We start from the raw sequence: 19,750 nt of genomic DNA, 5'->3' as shown, positions 1-19,750 counted from the left end.
GTAGGTGCCGCCCCGCACAGGGGCAACGCCTGCGGCCCGCCGCGAATACAAGTTAAGGCCCACGCCCCGCGCACCGCGGGAAAAAACCTACGCGTAAGCGCCCTCTTTCAACCGATACTTGAGCACCTTGCCGGCCGCGCTGACGGGCAGCGCCTCAACGATCTCAATACGCCGCGGCACCTTATAGTTCGCCATATTGCGGCGCGCCCATTCAATAAGCGAGGCGGCATCCGCCTGCACACCCCCACGCAGCACAACATAAGCGTGCCCCACTTCACCAAGACGCGCGTCCGGCACGCCCACCACGGCAACCTGCGCAACGGCCTCATGAGCCGCGAACAGGCGCTCGATCTCGGCCGGATAGCAGTTGAATCCGCCCACGATGAACATGTCCTTGATGCGGTCCGTCACGCGCAGGTAGCCACGCTCGTCGAGCGTGCCCAGGTCGCCCGTATGAAGCCAGCCTGCTTCATCAACGGCCTGCTCCGTGGCTGCCTCATCATTCAGATAGCCACGCATGACGTTATAGCCCCGCACCCAGACCTCGCCGGTCTCACCCGGCGCGAGCGCCGCCCCATCCGGCCCCGCGATGCGCACCTCCATACCCGGCATAGCACGGCCCGAGGTCTGCGCGACCGTGACGGCGTCGTCACCATGCCGGCACAGCGTAGCAAAGCCGCAGGACTCCGTGAGGCCGTATCCTGTAAGCACAGTCTCGAAGTTCAGCTCCGCGCGCATGCGCTCGACGAGGCTCGGCGCGATGGCGGCCGCGCCCGTCACCGCCACGCGCAGCGAAGAAAGATCAAGCCCCGCAAGCCCCGGCGTTTCGAGCAGCGCGTGATAGAGCGTGGGCGGCCCCGGCAACACGGACACGCGCTCGCGCACCACACGCTCGAGCACCGCCACCGGATCGAACACGAGATGCGGCAGTACCGTTGCGCCGCTCGTAAGCGCCGCGAGCCAGCCCGCCTTGTAGCCGAACGCATGAAAGAACGGACTCACGATCAGATAGCGGTCGCCCTCGCGCAGCTGCGCGATATCGGCCCAGCCATGCGCCGCGCGCACGTTCTGGCCGTGCGCGGTCATCACGCCCTTCGGGCGCCCCGTCGTGCCCGAGGTGAACATCACGTCCATCAAGGTGTCGGGGCCCACCTGCGCTTCGCGCGCGCGAAAGGCTTCAAGCGATGTCTGCGGGGCGCGTGCGAGGAACGCCTGCCAGCTCTCGTCGCGGCCATCGGCGCCTGGCGCGCCGCCAAGCACGATCACGCGCTCGAGCGTCGCGGGCCGATGCGGCGCAAGCATCGCCGGATAGTCCTCGCCAAGAAACGCGCCGCAGCTGAACAGCACGCGCGCGCCGCTATCCGCGAGAATCGCGCCCGCTTCAAGGCCCTTCATGCGCGTGTTCACGGGCACGAGCGCCGCGCCCGCGCTCTGAATCGCGAGCGCGGCAACGATCCATTCGGTGAGATTGGGCGCCCAGATGGCGACGCGGTCGCCAGCAGCGATGCCGCAGGCCATCAACGCGCGTGCGGCTTCAACGCGCGCGGCGTCGAGCTGCGCGTAGCTCAGGTTGCCCTCGGGGGTTTCGATCGCAATGCGCGCGCCGTAGCGCGCCGCGCCGCGGGCGATCAGCGCGGGCGTCGTCAAGGTTTCGTGGGGCGTCGTTTGGTTGGGCGTCATCTGGGGACTCCGGAAATACATGCGCCGCCGCAGCGCGCGTCGAAGACGGCGCGCGAAGCGGCGGCGCTCAAGGCCAGGGGCGGCACGGCGTGCACGCGCGGCCCCTAATCGGGAAATACGATGCGCAGCTCGGCGCTCGCCGGCGTCGCGCTGCACGCGAGCGTCCAGCCGGCGGCACGCTCTTCGTCGTCGAGCACGCCGTTCTCGGCCAGCGTCACGCTGCCCGCCTCCACGCGGCACATGCACGCGCCGCACAGGCCGCTGCGGCACGAGCTGGGCGGCGAGAGACCGGCGCGCTCCATCGCGTCGAGCAGCGTCTCGTCGGGCTCGCAGGTGAATTGCGCGCTCGCGCCGTCGAGGTGCGTTTCGACGCGCGCGGTTTGCGGCGCGGCTTCGGCGCAGGCTTTAGCAGGCTCGCTCGTAGCGCTTGCCGCCTGCGCCAGGGGCTCCGCCTTCGCGGGTGCCTCCGGCTCGACGGGCCGAGCCTGGGCGGGCCTCTCCTGGTTGGGCTTGTCCGGCAGCGAAGCAAAGCGCTCGACGTGAATCTTCGCGCGCGGCAACCCGAGCGCGAGCATCGCAGCCAGCGCGCTCTCCATGAAGAGCGCCGGGCCGCAAATGAAGCACTCCTGACGGCTCCAGGGCCGCGCCAGCTCTTCGAGGTGGCGCTGCTGCGGGACGCCCTGCACGCTGTCGAGCCAGTGGATCACGCGCAGCCTGCCCGGGTGTCGCTGGGCGAGATCGCGCAGCGCCGCGCCGAAGATCACCGAGGACTCGTCGCGGTTCGCATAGATCAGCGTGAGCATGCCGCGCCCGCCCACCAGCGCCGCCTTCAGGATCGAGAGCACCGGCGTGATGCCGCTGCCGCCCGCGAACAGCAGCAGGTCGTCGTCGAGCGAGCGCGGCGTGAAGACGCCCGCGGGCGCCATCACGTCGAGCTCGTCGCCGGGACGCACGCTGTCGCACAGCCAGTTGGACGCGCGGCCGTCGCGCACGCGCTTGACCGTGATCTTCGGGGCCGCGTCCACGCCGGGGGCGCTAGAGAGCGAGTAGCAGCGCTGCAGTGTCACCTGCTCGCCCGGCAGGCGCAGCGTGAGGAATTGGCCGGGCCGGTACGCGAACGCATCGCTGAGCGCCGCGGGCAGCTCGAAGACGAACGAGCGCGCATCGGCGCTTTCGGCTATCACGTCGGCGACCCGCAGCCGATGAAAACGCGCTTCGGTCATGGCGGGCCTCAGGCAACGCCCATGATCATCTGCGCATTGTCGATGCGGTACTCGCTGCCGTTGATGAAACGCGATTCATCGGAGGCGAGGAACAGCACGAGCTGCGCGATGTCTTCGGGCAGGCACATGCGCGCGCGCGGGTCGACCGACTCCGTGATCTGCGCGCGGCCCGCTTCGGCCGAGCCGAAGAACGGCTCGGTCATGGGCGTGAGGATGCCGTCGGGGTGAACGGTGTTGGCGCGGATCTTGTAGCCCTGCTGCTTGCAGTGCGCGGCGATCGCGCGCGTCATGGCCGTCACGGCGCCCTTGCTCGCCGAGTACGCGCAGAACATGCCGAGCCCGCCCAGCGCCGCCACCGACGACATGTTGACGATAGCGCCGCCCTTGTCCTTCATCGCACGCACGGCCGCCTGGCAGCCGAGAAAGTAGCCCTCGGCGTTGATGCGCATGATGCGCTGCCAGAGTTCGAGGGGCGTGTCTTCGATGCTGCCCAGCTGCAGGATGGCTGCGTTGTTGACGAGCACGTTGGGCGTGCCGAAGTGCTTTTGCGCCGCGCCGAACACGTCGTTCCAGCCCGCCTCCGAGGCGATGTCGTGGCGCACGAACAGCGCCGCGTCGCCGATCTGCGCGGCCACGGCACGGCCCGCTTCCTCGTTCACGTCGGTGAGCACGACACGCGCGCCCTCGGCAGCGAACAGCACGGCATCGGCCTTGCCCACGCCGCTCGCGGCGCCCGTGATCACGGCGATCTTGCCCTTGAGTCTGTCTCCCATCTTCGTTCTCTCTTCGTCAGTCAGTGTGTATGTGGATAAAGCGGAATGACCTTCGCGCCGGTTCGGCCCGGCGCGCCCGCTGTGCTTTTCTTGCCGGCGGGTTGCGCAGCGGCATGCTCGCGCTCGCGCGCGGCCAGCACTTCGCGCGCCCCGGCGCGGCCCGCCTGGCGGCCCGACCAGATGCAGTCCGCAAGCGAAAGGCCGCTCACGTAGTGATTCGAGGCGAGGCCGCGCGCTGCGCGCCCCACCGCATAGAGGCCCGCGACGGCGCCGCCTTCGGCGCGCAGCACCGCATTGCTGGACTCGTCCACGCGCAGGCCGCCCAGCGTGATCGCCGGGCACGGAAACGTGCGGCTCGCCGCCGAAATGTCGAGCGCGTAGAACGGCGCCCGTGCGAGCGGCGCGAGCATCGCGGCGGACTTGCCGAAGGCCGCGTCGCGTCCTTCTCGCGCGGCGGTGCGGTATGCGGCCAGCGAGCGTTCGAGCGTGGCGGCATCGGCGCCGATCCGTGCCGCGAGCTGCGTGACGGTTGCCGCACGCTTGCGCCCGGCGAGCATGAGCATCAGCGCGGGCACGCTCTGGAACGCCCACAGGCGGCCCCGCACGCATTCGCGCAAGGCCTCACGCACGAGTGCGGCGTCGAGGATCAGCCAGGCGCGTCCGTCGCGCGTCTCGCACATCGCGTGGCCGAGCGTGGCGCCATAGACCTCTTCGTTGCAGAAGCGCTCGCCGCGCGCATCCACCACGCAGCCGCGCGCCCATGCGAATGGTGGGTTGATGAAGCGCCATGCGGAGACGCGCTCCATGCTGTCCGCGACGCCGCCCGCCGAAACGCCGAGTCGGATACCCGAGCCATCGCAGCCGGTCGTGCCGAGGCGCCAGTTGGCGAGATAGCGCGGCGCATGCTGCGCCAGCATCTCGCGATTGAAGATGAAGCCGCCGGTGGCGAGCACGACCGCGTCGGCGCGAATGTCGAGCGGACGGCTCGCGCGCAGTTCGAGTCGATGGAGCGCGGCGCGCAAGCGGTCGGCGAACGCGGGCAAGCCGTTGTGCAGCTTGTCGGCCCAACGCGCGAGGCGCGCGTGCTGGCGCTGCGCGCGGCCCGGCTCGACGCGCCATACCTGCGCGCCGATCACGCGGCCGGTGGCATCGACGATGAGCCGCCGCACGCCCGAATGGCGCAGGATTTCAACGTTGGGCTCGGCCTCCACCGCGCGGCGCAGCGTCTCGAAGAGCACGCGCCCCGACATGCCGCGCCCCTTCGTGCGATGCCCGCGCGGCGCGGGCGGCACGGCGGGCGCGTCGCCCACGGCCTCGTTGCCCGAGTAATAGAGAAAAGCGCGCTCGGGCGGATAGGAGGTCTTGCGCTCGGGCATCGCAGCGCCGAAGCGCACGCCCTGGCGCTCGAGCCACGCGAGCTGCGCGACGCTGCCGTTGCAGAAGCGTTCGAGCGCGGCCGGCGAGACCGCGTCGCCGACTTCGCCTTGCAGATAGGCCGCCATCGCTTCGGGCGTGTCCGCGTAGCCCGCCTCGCGCTGGTAGGGCGTGCCGCCGCCCGCGTAGACCACGCCGCCGCTCTTCGCGCTTGCGCCGCCACCCTCGAAGCGCTCGACGATGCGCACGCGCGCGCCTGCCTGCGCCGCTTCGAGCGCGGCGCACGCGCCCGCCGCGCCGAAGCCCGCGATCAGCACGCCGCAGACATCGTCCCAGCGGTGCGCGCCGGCATCGGCGACGACGAGCGGCGGCTCCACGGGTGTCGCGCTCGTGCTCGTGTTTGGGCTTGCGTTCGCGGCGTTCATGGTGCGGGCGGCGCGTGTGCTCATGCGGTTGCGCAGCGCGCGAGCGCGGCCGCTGCCGTGCCCGCAGTGGTATAGGCGCCGTCCACGTACACGAGCGGATCGATCTCGCCGCTCATCTTCACTTCGAGCAGGCGGCCGATGAACACCGTATGCGTGCCGTAGTCGAAGCGGCCGTCCTGGCGGCACACGAGATTGGCCTGCGCGCCGTGCAGATACGGCACGCCGTCTGCCGAGCGCTGCCAGTCGCCGGTGGAGAAGCGCTCTTCGCCCTTCAGGCGCCCGCTGCAATCGATCGCGATGTCCTGCTGCTGCGCCGCCAGCAGGTTCACGCAGAAGTCCGCGCCCGTTTCGAGCGGCGGATAGATCGACGAAGACCGGTTGATGCAGATGAGCAGCGAAGGCGGCTCGGTCGACAACGAATCCACGGCGGTGGCCGACATCGAATAGCGGCGCTCGCCGTCACAGCAGCTGATGACCGTGACCGAGCGCGCGAGGCGGCGCATCGCGAGCAGCATGTCGGCGCGCAGCGGTTCGGGGGAAAGTTCGCTCATTGTGTGACTCCACGAAGCTCGCGGCCTTGTTCGGTGCCTTGACGAGCGATTGATACAGACGATACGGATGCCGAAGCTTCTGCTCCGGCGGGAACGACATCGGCGAGCGTGTTGGCGGCGCGATAGCCGAACGTCATCGCGGGTCCTAGCGTCGAGCCCGCGCCGGGATAGCTCGCGCCCATCATCGAGGCGCTCGTGTTGCCGATCGCGTAGAGGCCCGCGATGGCGCTGCCATCGGCGCGCAGCACGCGTGCATTCTCGTCGGTGACGAGGCCGCCCTTCGTGCCGATGTCACCCGCGTCGATACGCACCGCGTAGAACGGCCCCTCGCCAATGGGCGCGAGACACGGGTTCGGCTGCACGGACGGGTCGCCATAGTAGGTGTCGAAGACGTTGCCGCCCTTGCCGAACTCCTCGTCGACGCCGCTTGCCGCGTAGCGGTTCATGCGCACGACGGTCTCGCGCAGGCCGGCTGCATCCACGCCGATCTGCGCCGCGAGCGCATCGAGCGAGTCCGCGCGGTGCAGCAGCGAACGGAACGCTGCGGGAATGCGCGAGTCGGGCATCATCGAAGCGGGCATGATCGGGCCGCACGGGTAGCGCTTGCGAAAGCGCGCGTCGAAGACCATCCAGGCGGGCACGCTCTTGCCCGTTGCCGCGTGGTCGCGGTACATCGCGGGCACGAACTCCGAGTACGGCGCGGCCTCGTTGACGAAGCGCTTGCCGAGCCCATTGACGATCACGCAACCCGGCAGGTTGCGCTCGACAAACAGCGCGCGCTGCTTTTCCTCGCCCTCCACGCGCACCGTCGGTGCGCCCCAGACATGTTCCATGAGCGCGAGCGCGCCGCCCGCCTGTTCGCCCGCCACGATGGCGTCGCCGGTGTTGTGCGGCGGCGTCGCGCTCCATTGCGCTTCGGTGGGCTGCGGCAGGTAGCGCTCGCGCAGCGCCTGATTGCGCTCGAAGCCACCCGCCGCAAGAATCACGCCGCGCCGCGCCAGCACGCGCACCGGCTTGCCCTCGCGCTCGGCCACGACGCCCACGATGCGGCCGCTTTCTTCGATCAGCTCGCGCATCGGCGTGGAAAGCCACAGCGGCACCTTGCGTTCGAGCAGCGCATAGCGCAAGCCGCCCACGAGCGCATTGCCGAGCGTGAGCCTGGTGTCGCGCCGCGAACGCAGGCGCGCACCGATATTGAGCCAGTAGCGCCCGAACTCACGCAACGCGAGCTTAATGAAACCGCGCTCCTTCGCCAGCAGCACGTGCGCCTCTTTCGAGGTCACGGCCACCCGGCCGCCGATCAACGTGCCCGGCGAAGGATCGCGCAGCCGCGTGAATTCGGCGCCCAGGCGCGCGCCGTCGAACGGCAGCGGATCGAGCGCGCGGTAGCCGGGCATCGCGCCGGGCTGGTTCTGGAAGTAGTCGGCATAGCGCGACAGCGACTGATAGCGCACCGGCGTGCGCGCCTCCAGATAGCGCAGCATTTCGGGCGCGGTGTCGAGGTAGGCGTCGAGGCGCGCCCCGCTTGCCGCGCCTTGCGTGCAAGCTTCGATATAGGTGCGCGCGGCCTCGCGCGTGTCCGTGCCGCCGGCTTCGGCGATATGGTGATTGCACGGCACCCAGATGCCGCCGCCGGACACGGCCGAGGTGCCGCCATACTGCGCGCTCTTCTCGATCACGAGCACCGAGAGGCCGAGATCGGCGGCGCGGCATGCGGCCAGCAGGCCGCCCGCGCCGGAGCCGACGATCAGCACATCGAACGTTTCAGTCTCCATGGCCCGATCGTTCATGAGCACCGCCTCAGATGAAGAAGTCGGTGTTCGTGCGCCCGAGCATCACGGCGCCGAGGTTCTGGCCGAAGCGGTCGAGATTGTTCGCGTAGTGCGCGCGCGCCGCGTGCAGGTCAAGAAAGCGCCGCACGAGCGGGTTGCGCTTATAAATGCCGTTGCCGCCCGCATAGCGCAGCAGCGCGTTGGCCGCCTGAGCGCAGCGCTCGGCCACCTGCGCCGACTGGTAGCGGAAATGCACGCGCCGCTCGATCGACACTTCGGGGCCGCCTTGCGCCGCCGCGAGCAGCTCCGCGAAGTTGCGGCGCAGCAGCACCTGCATCTCGTCGATAGCGACCGCGGCGTTCGCGCAGGCGCTCTGCGCGCCGGTGTCCTCGCTGGTCTTCGAGCCGCTGTTGGCGCTCACGCGGTTCGTCGCGTAGGCGCGGAAGTCGTCCACGGCCCCTTGCAGCGCGCCGATGCACGCCGTGCAGACCGCGCGCACGAAAATCTGCGCGAACGGCAGGCGAAAGAGCGGCGCGTCGTTCAGTGCAAGGCCCGGGCTCGTGCCCATCATGCCGTCCACGGCCTTGTGCGTGCGGTACTCGGGCACGAACACATCGTTCACGATGATGTCGTGGCTGCCCGTCGCGCGCAGGCCCAGCACGTCCCAGTCCTGCTCGATCGCGTAGTCGGACTTCGGCAGCAGGAAGGTGCGGTATTCGGGCGGCTCGCCCGCCTTGGCCGGCGGCACGAGCGCGCCGAGGAAAATCCATTCGCACAGCTCGCTGCCGCTCGAGAATTTCCAGTGACCGGAGAGGCGGAAGCCGCCTTCCACGGGCGTGACCTTGCCCACCGGCATATACGTGGAGGCGATGAGCGTGGCCGGGTCCTTGCCCCAGACATCCTGCTGCGCGCGCTCGTCGAAGAGGGCGAGCTGCCAGTTGTGCACGCCGACCACGCCATACACCCACGCCGTGGACATGCAGCCGCGCGCGAGCGCCATCTGGATCTCGAAGAACGTCTGCGGGTCCAGTTCGTAGCCGCCGTAGCGCTTGGGCTGGAGCACCTTGAAGAAGCCCGCTGCCTGCATGTCGGCGATGGTCTGTGCCGGGATGCGCCCGGCGGCTTCGGCCGCGTCCCCGCGCTCGGCCAGCACGGGCGCGAGCGCCTGTGCGCGCGCGATCAGTTCGGCTGCAAGGGCATTTGATTCCTGGTCTCGGTGCACCGCTGTCTCCTATTTCGTCTTCTTCAGTGGCGCCGCGCGCCACGCTGGTTCGTCGTCGATTCGATTTGCTGGTGCGCCCGCGCCCGGCTCAGGGTCCCTCGGGACCGCCGCCGGGCGCCGGCGCTTGCGCTGCGGCGCCGCTCAGGCGACCGCGCGCGCCTTGACGCGGTTGAAGTACGGAATCACGTGCTCGCCGATATTGCGGATCGATTCGAGCGCCGCCTCGTGCGGCACCGTGCCCATCTGGACGAGGAACAGCACTTCGTCCACACCCGCTTCCATCAGGCGTCCTACGTAGCCGATGCAGTCGTCCACCGTGCCATAGGCGTGGTTGGGGTTCATCATCGAGAGCGCCGGGTCGCTGAAGTCCACCACGACCTCTTCCGAGGCGAAGCGCGAGCGGATCACCATCTCGCCGCTATCGGCCTGCACGAGGTCGTCGCCCCACTTCGACGGGTCGGGACGCTCGCCGCCCGTGTACCAGTACGCGAGCGACTCCATGAAGTAGCGCTGGCCGCGAATGCCGATCTTGCGCGCTTGCTGACCGTCGCCGAGCACGATGGCCGGGCACAGTGCAGCGAGGTGCTCGGTGGGGCGGAAGCCCACCTGGTCTTCGGCCTTGCGCGTGCGGTAAGCCTCGCGATAAAGTGCGTTTTTCTTGGCCACTTCGTCCGGGCCGCCGAAGCCGAGCACGAGCGCGCCAAGACCGCGCTGGCCCGCGCGCAGCAGGGCGTCGCTGTTGGTGCAGGCCATGTACATCGGCGGATGCGGATCCTGATACGGCTTCGGGTGGATCGGACGCTTAGGAATCTTGATGTACTTGCCGTCGTGCTCGATCTCGTCCTGCACGAACATCTTCGGCACGAGATACATCGACTCGTCGATCATCGGCTGCAGCTCGTTGAGGTCGTAGCCGAAAGCACCCGCCTCCTGCTGGCTGCCGCCCTTGCCCACGCCGAAATGCACGCGCCCTTCGGAGAGGATGTCGAGCAGCGCGACGCGCTCGGCCACCTTGATCGGGTGGTTCATCGCGGGCGGCAGGCAGACGACGCCGTGGCCGAGACCGATGCGCGTGGTGCGGCCCGCGAGATACGCGAGGAAGGTTTCCGGCGCGCTCATGTGCGCGTAGTTGGTGAGCGACGTGTGCTCGACGCACCAGACGGTGTCGAAGCCCACCTGCTCGGCGAGCAGCGCCTGTTCAACGGTCTCCTTGAAGACGCGGTGGTCGCCCTCGCGGGACGCGTCGGTCGTCTGCGCTTCGTAGATAAGAGAAAACTTCATCGCGGGTGTCTCCTTGTTTGTCGGGCGGCGGCGGCGGGTGCCGCGCTGCCACTGCCGGTGTGATTCGTGACTGTCCACGAGATGAAGTTTCTGTTCGGAGCGCAAGCGCTGCATCGTCTGTTTGGATTAGCGGGGGGCCCGCGCGGGGCGGGCTGGTGGGGTTTGGGCGGTTGTTATGGCGCTTTGGCCTTTACCTGTTTTCGCGGCGGGCCGCATGCGTTGCCCGCCGCGAAAACAAGGAAAGGCCAACGCCCCGCGCACAGCGGAAAAAACGCGCTCCACGAGCGCTCCCCCCCTAGTCCAAACAGACATGGCGCGCAACCACACGCGCGCTAGTATCGTCATATGGCAACACCGCGCCATACAAACCCAAGGGGAAAATTCAAATGAAGGCTTCGATGATGCTGTACCCGGTGGAGGCGATCGAGACATCGCTGCCGTTTTTCGTAGACGGGCTTGGTCTCACGGTAAAAATGCGCGACGGCGAGCGCTATTGCGCGCTGGAAGGCGGCCCGCTAACGATCGCGCTGGTAGCCGGCGACGAACGAATCGTCGAGCGCCCCGCTCTAACGTTTCGCATTGCCGAGGATGACGATCTCTACGCGGCCATGGAGCGCGTGGTGGCCACGGGCGCGAGCGTGCGCGTGCCGGTGCAGCAGGGCCCGCACGAGCTGCGCGCGGTACTGGAGGACCGCAACGGCGCGCTGCTCGTGCTCACGCAAAAACATGCGATGTGAAGCGCAAAAAGGCGGCCACGCCGATGAACGTGACCGCCTTTTTCGATTGCAAACATCGCGCACCAGCGCACCAAAAAAACGCTGCGCAACAAAAAATCAAAGCGCGCCGCGCTTCAACCCAACGGCACGACGCTGCCGAGCAGAATCCGCACGAGCGTGGCCTGCCGCGTGACACCCGTCTTCGAGAAAATCGAGCGCAAATGCGCACGCGCCGTGTTCTTGCTGATACCCAGCTCCTCCGCGGCCTCTTCAAGCGTCAGCCCATTAGTAAGCAAGAGCGCAAGCGAGGTCTCAGCAGGCGTGAGATCGAACAGCTTCCTCACGATCTCCTGCGAGCGCTGCGATTTGCGGTCCGGATCGCGCAGGAACAGCACCGTCGCGGGCCGGCGGCGGTTATCCTCCGACCAGTCGGACAGCGGCACGGTACGAACCAGCACGCCAAGCTTCGGGCGGTCGCCGCTGCGCGTCACAGGCATTGCCTCCACCAGCGGCCCAGCCGTGCCGAAGTGCCCCATCATCGCGTGGCGAATGAGCCGTTGCAGCGTGCGGTTCTCCTGGCCGTCCATCGCCTCGATGTTGCCGTGCGCGATGCGCAGGCCGTCGCTTTCCGCGAGGATTTCGTCGGCCACGCTATTGGTGGTCATGATCGCGCCGCTCTCGTCGAGCGTGACCATGCCTACCAGCATGCGGTCGATGGCGCTCGCGTAGAGCGTGCGCTCCGACTCCACCACGTCAAGGCGCGAATGCAATTCCACCGCGCGGCGCAGATGCGGCAGCAAGAGCGCGCAAAACGCCTTGTCGCGCGCATTGAAATGCGCGGCGCCGTGCTTGCGGCACACCCGGAAGCGGCACTCCACGCCAGATTCCGTGCGCAGGTCGGCACCCATGATGTAGCGCACGTCGGCGGGCTGCAGGAACTGCTTGTAGAGCTCGCTCGAAAGCCAGCCGGTCTCGCCGAACACCTCGTCCACGGTCACGACGCGGTCCGCCGGCAGGCCCACGAACGGGTCGAGCGAATAGTAATAGTCGTTATACGAAGCCTCGTCGGGCTTGCCGCCTCCCGATGCACTCACCATCAACCCGCGCCGGTCGCTCGACGGCGAACGCAGGATCAGCGTTGCGTAGTTTGCGTCCAGGTGCTGCCGCACCAGTTCGAGCGCCCCCGACCATGGCACCGCTTCCAGCGGCCCCTGGTACACGCGCGCCATCAGCGCGCTGAACTGCGAAATTTCGACGCCAGCCATGACTCCGGCGTCCTGGCCCTCTTCTGGGGCCCATCTTGTCTCCATCAACACGGTCTCCGTCCTCCATGCCGCCCAAAGCGACGGCCAACTTTACGGGGCTGTCTCGCCGCCGGCATCGGGACATTCCCCTAACCGGCGCACGGGCCCTTGATTTCCTGCTCGTTCACGCCCTGGCTCTTTCGCGAGTTTTTTTGGGGATCGTGCGTGAGTCCGTGCGTGACGTGGCGCTGCACCGACCGATGCCGGCACGGCCCACACGTCCCGTTGATGAACTAGTCAAACATTACGCCGTTCGCGGCCCGCGCCCCTCGTCTAATCGGACGATGCCGGCGTTGCGCGCACAGGCTTCAATGCGCTCAATGGCGCCGGCATGGCGCACTTTTCTCATGACGCTTTCCATCCAGGGAGACACCCCGCATGGCGCTCGACCCACAAGCCGCCGCACTGCTCGCCTCGTTCGCCGGCATGCCCGCCCCCGATTACAGCCGGCTCGACGTCGCCAGCTACCGCGCGGCACTCGCGGCGGGCGGCGGCGCGGCCAGCGCGATTGGCCCCGGCGACGCCATTGCCGCCGAAGAAGACCTGACGCTGCCAGGCGCTGCCGGCCCGCTCGCCGCGCGCCTTTATCGTCCGATCAAAGCGGAAGACTCGAATGGTCAGGCCCTGCCGCTGCTCGTGTTTTTCCATGGTGGCGGTTTCGTCGCCTGCGGGATCGACACGCACGCCAATATTTGCCGCACGCTCGCTGCACGCGCACGAACGCTCGTGCTTTCCGTCGATTACCGGCTCGCGCCCGAGGCGCGCTTCCCGGCCGCCGCGCAAGACGCGATTGCGGCAGTGCGCTGGGCCGCGGCCCACGCCGCCGAACTGGGCGCCCGCCCTGGCGCGCTCGCCGTGGCCGGCGACAGCGCGGGGGGCAATTTGTCCGCCGTCTGCGCGCAGCAGTTGCGTGGCGAAGTGACGATCGCGCACCAGTTGCTGCTCTACCCGGTGCTCGACTGCGCGCACGAGCATCCCTCATACGAAACGAATGGCAGTGGCTATCTGCTCGACACGGGGCTCATGCGCTTTTTCAAGGATCAGTACTTCGATCCGCAAGCGGATCGCGCCTCGCCGCTCGCGAGCCCGCTGGGCACGGAGCGCCTCGATCAGGTTGCGCCCGCAACCATCATAAGCGCCGAATACGATGCGGTGCGAGACGAAGGCGAGCAATACGCCACGCGCCTCGCGCAAGCAGGCGTGCCCGTCACGCTCGTGCGCTGGCCGGGCCAGATGCACGGCTTCGCCAGCATGCTCGGCGTGCTCGACGCCGCGAGCGCCGCGCTCGACCTGGGCGCCCGCGCGCTGCGCGCGGCGCTGCATCCCTGACTTTCACGCACCAACACCCCATGACCGACACGATTCTCGCCACGCGCGCCAACGGCGTGGTCACGCTCACTTTCAACCGGCCCGACGCGCTCAACGCGCTCAGCGAAGCGATGGCCGTCGAGCTGTGCTCGCGGCTCGAGCGCCTCACGCAGGAGCCCGGCGTGCGCGCCATCGTGCTGACCGGCGCGGGCCGCGCCTTCATGGCGGGCGGCGACGTGCACGCGATGCGCGCCGCCCTCGATCTGTCCGCCGCACGGCGCGAGCGCGCCATCGGCAAGCTCGTGCGCCACGCGCAGCGCGCGGTCGAATTGATCGCCCGCTCCTCCAAGCCAGTGCTGGCGAGCGTGAACGGCGCGGCCGCGGGATTCGGCCTCGCGCTCGTCGCGGCCTGCGACGTGGCCATCGCCGCGGACGACGCCACCTTCACCTCGGCATACAACCGCCTCGGCACCTCGCCGGACGGCGGCGCGACCTTCACGCTGCCGCGCCTGATGGGCACGCGCACAGCGGCCCAGTGGCTGTATTTCGACGAGCGTTACAGCGCCGCCGACGCGCTGCGCGTGGGCCTCGTGAACTGGGTCGTGCCCGCCGCCGAGCTGGCCGGCGCCACCTGCGAGCGCGCCGCGCGCCTCGCCGCGCTCTCGCCCGCCGCGTTCTCGCACACCAAGCACCTGATCGCCGATGCGCCGCGCCACTCGCTCGGCGCGCAACTCGTGGCCGAGCAGCGCGCCTTCCTCGCCTGCACGGCTCACACCGATTTCCGCGAAGGCGCCAGCGCCTTCACGGAGCGCCGCGCCCCGGTCTTCGGCGCCAATACCGACCTGGCCCAGCAAGAGGAGCAACCCGCATGAAACTGGCCGACACCACCGCCATCGTTGAAGAACTGCGCGCGGGCCGCATGGTGATTCTCGTCGATGAAGAAGACCGCGAGAACGAAGGCGATCTCGTGATTGCCGCCGACTGCGTCACGCCCGAGGCGATCAATTTCATGGCGCGCCACGCGCGGGGGCTCGTCTGCCTCACGCTCACGGCGGAGCACGCCGCGCACTTGCAACTGAGCCCGATGAGCGCGCACAACGGCACGCAATACGGCACGGCCTTCACTGTGAGCATCGAAGCCGCGCAGGGCGTGACCACGGGCATCAGTGCGGCCGACCGCGCCCACACGATCCGCACGGCCATCGCGCCGGGCGCCCGTGCCGAGCATCTCGTGCAGCCTGGCCACGTGTTCCCGATTGTCGCGCGCGAGGGCGGCGTGCTGGTGCGCGCGGGCCATACCGAAGCCGGCTGCGATCTCACGGCGCTCGCGGGCATGACACCCGCCGCCGTGATCTGCGAGGTGATGAACGACGACGGCACCATGGCGCGCCTGCCCGAGCTGATGACTTTCGCGCGCGAGCATGGTTTGAAGATCGGCACCATCGCTGATTTGATTCGCTACCGCAGCGAGCGCGAATCGCTCGTCGAGCGTGTGGCGTCGCGCAGGCTTGCCACGGCGTGGGGGCCGTTTGAAGCGATCGAGTACCGCGATCGCGTGCGCGGAGCGAGCCATCTCGCGCTCGTGCGCGGGCAGCCTAATGCCGAGGTGCCTACGCTCGTGCGCGTGCAGGAGCGTGCCTCGCTGGTCGATTTGTTCGATGAATCGCCTGGCGCACACGGTCTCGCGCTGCATGGCGCGCTCGCGCGCATTAGCCAGGCTGGCTGCGGCGTGGCCGTGTTGCTCGACTGTGCATTGCGGACGGGATTGCGCGAGGCGGCGCATTCGCCTGAGGGCCACGGTGCGGAGTCTGGCAACCGACAGTATGGGATCGGGTCGCAGATCTTGCGAGATCTCGGGCTATCGAGGCTCAATGTGCTCGCCACCCCGCTCAAGCTGCCCGCGCTCTCCGGGCATGGGCTCGAGATCAGTGCGTTCATTCCGCTTGGTGATTTGCCGGATGCGCCGCCGTTTGGTGACGATCGTGTCGAGGCGATTCGTGCCGCCGCATTCGCGATTTGCGACTCGCGTAGGCTCGTCGAGGCTTGAAGGTGTGATTTAGAATTGGTTCTGGGTTTGGTTGGGTGTTGTTTGGTGTTGGCCTTTCCTTGTTTTCATGTAGGTATATTGGTGTTGCCCCTGTGCGGGGCGGCACCTACTTTTCTTTGCAGCCGCAAAGAAAAGTAGGCAAAAGAAAGCGGCTCAAACCGCCAGTGTGACGCCGTCCCCCACTGCCCTCTAATCGGAGCGGCTCCGGGGCGTCTGTCGCCACGCGTCGTCTAGCAGAGTGACAAAGGGCTCATCCATCCGGCGGCGCTCCGCGCGCCGTGGGGCATAACCAAAACCGGTGGGACGCACGCGGTTTCGTAGGAGTCCGGCGTATTCGCCCGGCAGCACTTCCGCGCATTCACCAGGAAGCACGCCCGGTTTTCCTTGCAGACCCTTCCGCCCGCGCGTAGCGCGCGGCGGGATGAATTAGCCCCTTGTCACTAAGGCGGAGTGTGCGGGATGACGGATGCCCCGGAGCCACTCCGATTTACAGGGCAGTGGGGGACTGCGTCACACTGGCGGTGTGAGCCGCTTTCTTTTGCCTACTTTTCTTTGCGGCTGCAAAGAAAAGTAGGTGCCGCCCCGCACAGGGGCAACACCAATATACCGACATGAAATCAAGGAAAGGCCAAATCAAAATAACAAAAACCAAATTTACCAACTTAGAACTCCAAATTACCAACCATAACTGCATGTAAATGTCATCACAAAAAAACATCATCCCGCCGCGTACCGCGGCACCCATCAATCTAATGTAACGGAGCCCCCAGGCATGCCCCAATCGTCCCGTCCTTATATTGCACTCGTCACCGGCGCCTCACGCGGCGCGGGCAAAGGCATTGCGCTCGCGCTGGGCGCAACCGGCGCCACCGTCTACGTGACGGGCCGCTCCCAAACCGAAGGTGACGCGCCGCTGCCCGGCACCATCCACGCGACAGCCGCCGAAATCACCCGCCTGGGCGGCCGCGGCATCGCACTCGCCTGCGACCACGCCGACGACGCCCAGGTCGAAGCCGCCTTCGCACGCATCCGCGACGATGAAGGCCGCCTCGACGTGCTCGTCAACAACGCGACTGTCCTTCACGACGAACTGATCCGCCCCGCGCCGTTCTGGGAAAAGCCGCTGGATATGGTGAACATCCTGAACGTGGGGCTGCGCTCGGCCTACGTCGCGAGCTGGCACGCGGCACGCCTGATGGCGGCGCAGCGCGACGGTCTGATCGCGTTCACCTCGTCGTTCGGCGCAAGCTGCTACATGCACGGCGCGGCCTACGGGGCGCAAAAAGCCGGCGTGGACAAATTCGCGAAAGACATGGCGGTGGATTTGCGCCCCTTCGGCGTGGCGGCGGTGTCGATCTGGATGGGCATGCTCCAGACCGAGCGCACGGCACGCGTGATCGCTGAGCATCCCGAGCAGTACGTGGGATTCAGCGAGCTTGCGGAGAGCCCGCAATTCACAGGGCGGCTGGTCGATGCGCTCTATCGCGACCCGCAGCGCGCCCAGAAGTCCGGGCTCGTGCTCGTGGGCGCCGAGCTCGCGCGCGAGTATGGCATTACCGATATCGACGGACGCCAGCCGCCTTCACATCGCGAGCAACTGGGCGGGCCGGTGCAGGCGCATCCGGCCATCGTTGCGTAAGGCCAGCGCTTCACGCTATGGCAATCGGGCGGACGGCGCAACGCGCGCGTCCGCACACCAGGCCTCCCACATGTGCCGATAAGCAGCCTCCACGTTGCGCGCGAATCGCGCGCCGTCCATGAGCGGCGAAGCCTCCATGCGCGCGCGCAGGCCCACGCGCAGCGCGGCAAGCCGAGGCAGGTCGCGCGCGAGCGCCGTCACGATGGCAACGTAATCCGCATCGTCGTCCGCCGCCAGCTCCGGCAAACCCAGATTGGCCAGCAGGCAAAGCCCGGCGCGGCTCGGCGCGCCACGGCCATAGCGTGTGGGAACCGGCACGCCCATCCAGAAGGCGTCGAGGCTCGTGGTGTGGCCATTGGCCGGGAACGTGTCGAGCGCGATGTCGATCTGGTGGTAAGTCCGAAGATAGTCGGCGCGCAATTGAAATCCCACGAAGCTCACGCGTGCCGGTTCGACGCCGTGCGCGGCCAGGCGCGCGGCAAGCTGTTCGCGAGCCCCGCCGGGAGGCGCCATGAGCACAAGCCGCGCATCGGGCAGCGCCGCAAGCACACCGGACCAGAGCGACAGCGTGGCGTCCGTGAGCTTGGATGGATTATTCAGGCATCCGAATGTGATATGCCCGGCCGAAAGCGCCGGCAACGCGTTTCCATCCACGCCGCGCGCAAGCGCGTCGTAGCACCAGAAGGCGTCCGGCAGACGCAGCGACCGTTCCGTGTACTGGTCGTCCACGCGCGGCTCGTCTGGCGGATCGATCCACGGGTCGGTCAGGCGCCAGCCGATCGACGGGCTGCCCGTCGTGCCCGGATACGCAAGCCACGCCACCTGCACAGGCGCGGGCCGCTGCGCGAACAACAAGCGCCGCGCGCCGTCCATGTGCATCGTGAGGTCGACGAGTATGTCGATGCCGTCGTCGCGAATCTGCTGCGCAAGGCGTGCGTCATCGAACTCGCACACGTCGCGCCAACCGTCCGCGTAGTTCGCGAGGCGCGCGGTGACGTCGTCGCGCTGCGCGCTCAGCGCATAACAGAAGATCTCGAAGGCAGCATGATTGTGATGGCCAAAGAGCGGTGTCGTGAACAGCGACTGGCAATGGTTGCGAAAGTCCGGCGAGACATAGCCAATGCGCAATCGCCGTGCGGGGTCGGGCGTGTTCGCATGGCGCGTGCCCGCGCTCGCGGCCAGCAGCGCCGCCTCGTGCCGCGCGGAGAACTGCTCGGCCTCGGCGCGGATCGCATGAGCGTCGTCCACGGCAAACATCAGCGAGAAAAGCAGATTGCTGTTTGCGCCCATATGGGCGGGATCGCAAGCCATCGCCCGGCGATAGCAGGCGATGGCCTCGTCGATCCGGCCGGCCTTGCTGCACGCGTTGCCGAGATTGATATGCGCATCGGCAAAGTCCGGCTTCAGTTCGACGGCGCGGGTAAGCGCGGCGCGCGCCTCGTCGTGGCGGGCGAGCTTGAGCAGCACGCTGCCCAGGTTGCTCCACGCGGAGACTCTGCGCGGATCGAGTTCGATTGCGCGCTCGAGCGCAATCCTGGCTTCGTCGATGCGCGCTCCACCGCTCAGGATCGCGCCGATGTTCGTGAGGATCTCGACCGAGTCCGGCGCAAGCGTGCGCGCGTGCTCGAGCACAGCCAGCGCCTGCGCGGCGCGCTTGCCCGCCAGCATCACCTTCGCGAGATTGTTCCACGCGTTCGCGTGGTTCGGCGCGAGGGCCACCGTGCGACGCAGCACGGTTTCCGCGCGGTCGAGCTGGTTGGCGTTCAACAGCATGGTCCCGTAGTTGAAGTGGATGGCGGCATGCTGCGGCGCCAGCGCGAGCGCGCGTTCGAACAACTCCGACGCCCGTGCGGCATCGCCCGCTTCGCCGTACAGGTGGCCGAGGTTGTTCAGCGCGATGGCTGAGTCCGGCCGCAGTTCGATGGCGCGCTTCAACGCGTAGATGGCCATGTCCCGCTCGGCGGCGCCAACGCAGGTCATGGCGAAGCCCACGAGAAACACCGGGTCCTCGCGCGCCACAAGCGCGCGGCCGATCAGCGCCCTCGCGGCCAGGCGGTCGCGCCCGATCTCGAGGAGGCCCGCAAGATGCAGCGCATCGGCGTCGTGCGGATCGGCGGCAACGAGACGCTCGCACATGGCGCGCGCGGTTTCGGTCTCGCCGCGTTGCCAGGCGGCTTCGGCGGCGGCGAACGTATCGCCGCTGACTTCGTGGGATGGGGGCGTGGACATGGTCGTGGAATCTTCCATCAGGGCCAGCAGGTTCAGTCGTGCGTTCGGCCGCGACTGCGGGCGCCGATGTTAAGCAAACTGCGATCTCAAAGCATCCAGAACACGCTTAAGCAACGTGCAGCGTTCTGAAATTTCGATGGCGTTTGCCGTGAGTCAAATTCCACGAAGGCACCGGTGAGGCCATGGGGGCCCTTCCGTGCTCGTAC

Annotated in this window: 15 protein-coding genes; 5 read left to right on the top strand and 10 right to left on the bottom strand. The window is 67.9% G+C overall.

The features are described from left to right. Nucleotides 1-87: 87 nt before the first annotated feature. The 8 genes from EYW47_RS32805 to EYW47_RS32770 all read right to left on the bottom strand — a co-directional run bounded on the left by EYW47_RS32805 (nt 88) and on the right by EYW47_RS32770 (nt 10,301). The gene (locus EYW47_RS32805) at nt 88-1,680 is read right to left on the bottom strand and encodes a FadD3 family acyl-CoA ligase (RefSeq protein WP_205710198.1); all 1,593 of its coding nucleotides are present in this window, start codon (nt 1,678-1,680) and stop codon (nt 88-90) included. 104 nt (nt 1,681-1,784) lie between these two features. Further along, nucleotides 1,785-2,903 (bottom strand): ferredoxin--NADP reductase, encoded by a 1,119-nt coding sequence (locus EYW47_RS32800; protein ID WP_133198973.1) that lies wholly within the window; start codon nt 2,901-2,903, stop codon nt 1,785-1,787. 8 nt (nt 2,904-2,911) lie between these two features. Next, nucleotides 2,912-3,676 carry an SDR family oxidoreductase gene (locus EYW47_RS32795; RefSeq protein ID WP_133198972.1) on the bottom strand — a complete coding sequence of 255 codons (765 nt, stop codon included), beginning with the start codon at nt 3,674-3,676 and terminating at the stop codon, nt 2,912-2,914. A gap of 20 nt (nt 3,677-3,696) precedes the next feature. Beyond that, nucleotides 3,697-5,499: an FAD-binding protein gene (locus tag EYW47_RS32790; protein WP_240764015.1), complete on the bottom strand. Its 1,803-nt coding sequence runs from the start codon at nt 5,497-5,499 to the stop codon at nt 3,697-3,699. Next, nucleotides 5,496-6,026: a flavin reductase family protein gene (locus tag EYW47_RS32785; protein ID WP_133198971.1), complete on the bottom strand. Its 531-nt coding sequence runs from the start codon at nt 6,024-6,026 to the stop codon at nt 5,496-5,498. The genes EYW47_RS32790 and EYW47_RS32785 overlap by 4 nt, the downstream gene beginning before the upstream one ends. Continuing rightward, nucleotides 6,023-7,816 carry an FAD-dependent oxidoreductase gene (locus EYW47_RS32780; protein ID WP_133198970.1) on the bottom strand — a complete coding sequence of 598 codons (1,794 nt, stop codon included), beginning with the start codon at nt 7,814-7,816 and terminating at the stop codon, nt 6,023-6,025. Before EYW47_RS32780 ends, EYW47_RS32785 begins: the two co-directional genes overlap by 4 nt. Before the next feature lie 10 nt (nt 7,817-7,826). Then, on the bottom strand, nt 7,827-9,020 hold the full coding sequence (locus EYW47_RS32775; protein ID WP_133198969.1) for an acyl-CoA dehydrogenase family protein: 1,194 nt from the start codon (nt 9,018-9,020) through the stop codon (nt 7,827-7,829). A 141-nt stretch (nt 9,021-9,161) separates the two neighbouring features. After that, on the bottom strand, nt 9,162-10,301 hold the full coding sequence (locus tag EYW47_RS32770) for an LLM class flavin-dependent oxidoreductase (RefSeq protein ID WP_133198968.1): 1,140 nt from the start codon (nt 10,299-10,301) through the stop codon (nt 9,162-9,164). A 386-nt stretch (nt 10,302-10,687) separates the two neighbouring features. On the opposite strand from EYW47_RS32770, the gene EYW47_RS32765 reads away from it, so the two are divergent. Then, nucleotides 10,688-11,038 carry a VOC family protein gene (locus EYW47_RS32765; protein ID WP_133198967.1) on the top strand — a complete coding sequence of 117 codons (351 nt, stop codon included), beginning with the start codon at nt 10,688-10,690 and terminating at the stop codon, nt 11,036-11,038. 113 nt (nt 11,039-11,151) lie between these two features. Here the strand turns inward: EYW47_RS32765 and EYW47_RS32760 are convergent, their stop codons facing one another. Next, nucleotides 11,152-12,327, bottom strand: a complete 1,176-nt coding sequence (locus EYW47_RS32760; protein WP_133198966.1) for a helix-turn-helix transcriptional regulator — start codon at nt 12,325-12,327, stop codon at nt 11,152-11,154. Nucleotides 12,328-12,699: 372 nt separating this feature from the next. Here EYW47_RS32760 and EYW47_RS32755 point away from each other — a divergent pair, with 372 nt between their 5' ends. From EYW47_RS32755 to EYW47_RS32740, 4 genes are all read left to right on the top strand, one after another. Then, a complete protein-coding gene (locus EYW47_RS32755) occupies nt 12,700-13,650 on the top strand; it encodes an alpha/beta hydrolase (protein ID WP_133198965.1) in 951 nt (316 codons plus the stop codon). Between the two features lie 20 nt (nt 13,651-13,670). Continuing rightward, nucleotides 13,671-14,501 carry an enoyl-CoA hydratase/isomerase family protein gene (locus tag EYW47_RS32750; RefSeq protein WP_133198964.1) on the top strand — a complete coding sequence of 277 codons (831 nt, stop codon included), beginning with the start codon at nt 13,671-13,673 and terminating at the stop codon, nt 14,499-14,501. Next, nucleotides 14,498-15,676: a bifunctional 3,4-dihydroxy-2-butanone-4-phosphate synthase/GTP cyclohydrolase II gene (gene ribBA / locus EYW47_RS32745; RefSeq protein WP_133198963.1), complete on the top strand. Its 1,179-nt coding sequence runs from the start codon at nt 14,498-14,500 to the stop codon at nt 15,674-15,676. Before EYW47_RS32750 ends, ribBA begins: the two co-directional genes overlap by 4 nt. Nucleotides 15,677-16,448: 772 nt before the next feature. Beyond that, nucleotides 16,449-17,315: an SDR family NAD(P)-dependent oxidoreductase gene (locus EYW47_RS32740; RefSeq protein ID WP_133198962.1), complete on the top strand. Its 867-nt coding sequence runs from the start codon at nt 16,449-16,451 to the stop codon at nt 17,313-17,315. A 15-nt stretch (nt 17,316-17,330) separates the two neighbouring features. On the opposite strand, the gene EYW47_RS32735 is transcribed toward EYW47_RS32740, so the two are convergent. Continuing rightward, the gene (locus EYW47_RS32735) at nt 17,331-19,544 is read right to left on the bottom strand and encodes a tetratricopeptide repeat protein (RefSeq protein ID WP_165976740.1); all 2,214 of its coding nucleotides are present in this window, start codon (nt 19,542-19,544) and stop codon (nt 17,331-17,333) included. Nucleotides 19,545-19,750: the final 206 nt, after the last annotated feature.

The organism is Paraburkholderia silviterrae (assembly GCF_004353915.1).
Lineage (GTDB): Bacteria > Pseudomonadota > Gammaproteobacteria > Burkholderiales > Burkholderiaceae > Paraburkholderia > Paraburkholderia silviterrae.
Note: the sequence above shows the minus strand (reverse complement) of the source record. Positions and strands in the feature narration are given on the sequence as shown.

What these genes read in the sequence shown, in the direction of transcription:
- EYW47_RS32805 (WP_205710198.1), bottom strand. Translation starts at nt 1,680, where the DNA reads ATGACGCCCAACCAAACGACGCCCCACGAAACCTTGACGACGCCCGCG.
- EYW47_RS32800 (WP_133198973.1), bottom strand. Translation starts at nt 2,903, where the DNA reads ATGACCGAAGCGCGTTTTCATCGGCTGCGGGTCGCCGACGTGATAGCC.
- EYW47_RS32795 (WP_133198972.1), bottom strand. Translation starts at nt 3,676, where the DNA reads ATGGGAGACAGACTCAAGGGCAAGATCGCCGTGATCACGGGCGCCGCG.
- EYW47_RS32790 (WP_240764015.1), bottom strand. Translation starts at nt 5,499, where the DNA reads ATGAGCACACGCGCCGCCCGCACCATGAACGCCGCGAACGCAAGCCCA.
- EYW47_RS32785 (WP_133198971.1), bottom strand. Translation starts at nt 6,026, where the DNA reads ATGAGCGAACTTTCCCCCGAACCGCTGCGCGCCGACATGCTGCTCGCG.
- EYW47_RS32780 (WP_133198970.1), bottom strand. Translation starts at nt 7,816, where the DNA reads ATGAACGATCGGGCCATGGAGACTGAAACGTTCGATGTGCTGATCGTC.
- EYW47_RS32770 (WP_133198968.1), bottom strand. Translation starts at nt 10,301, where the DNA reads ATGAAGTTTTCTCTTATCTACGAAGCGCAGACGACCGACGCGTCCCGC.
- EYW47_RS32765 (WP_133198967.1), top strand. Translation starts at nt 10,688, where the DNA reads ATGAAGGCTTCGATGATGCTGTACCCGGTGGAGGCGATCGAGACATCG.
- EYW47_RS32760 (WP_133198966.1), bottom strand. Translation starts at nt 12,327, where the DNA reads ATGGAGACAAGATGGGCCCCAGAAGAGGGCCAGGACGCCGGAGTCATG.
- EYW47_RS32755 (WP_133198965.1), top strand. Translation starts at nt 12,700, where the DNA reads ATGGCGCTCGACCCACAAGCCGCCGCACTGCTCGCCTCGTTCGCCGGC.
- EYW47_RS32750 (WP_133198964.1), top strand. Translation starts at nt 13,671, where the DNA reads ATGACCGACACGATTCTCGCCACGCGCGCCAACGGCGTGGTCACGCTC.
- ribBA (WP_133198963.1), top strand. Translation starts at nt 14,498, where the DNA reads ATGAAACTGGCCGACACCACCGCCATCGTTGAAGAACTGCGCGCGGGC.
- EYW47_RS32740 (WP_133198962.1), top strand. Translation starts at nt 16,449, where the DNA reads ATGCCCCAATCGTCCCGTCCTTATATTGCACTCGTCACCGGCGCCTCA.
- EYW47_RS32735 (WP_165976740.1), bottom strand. Translation starts at nt 19,544, where the DNA reads ATGTCCACGCCCCCATCCCACGAAGTCAGCGGCGATACGTTCGCCGCC.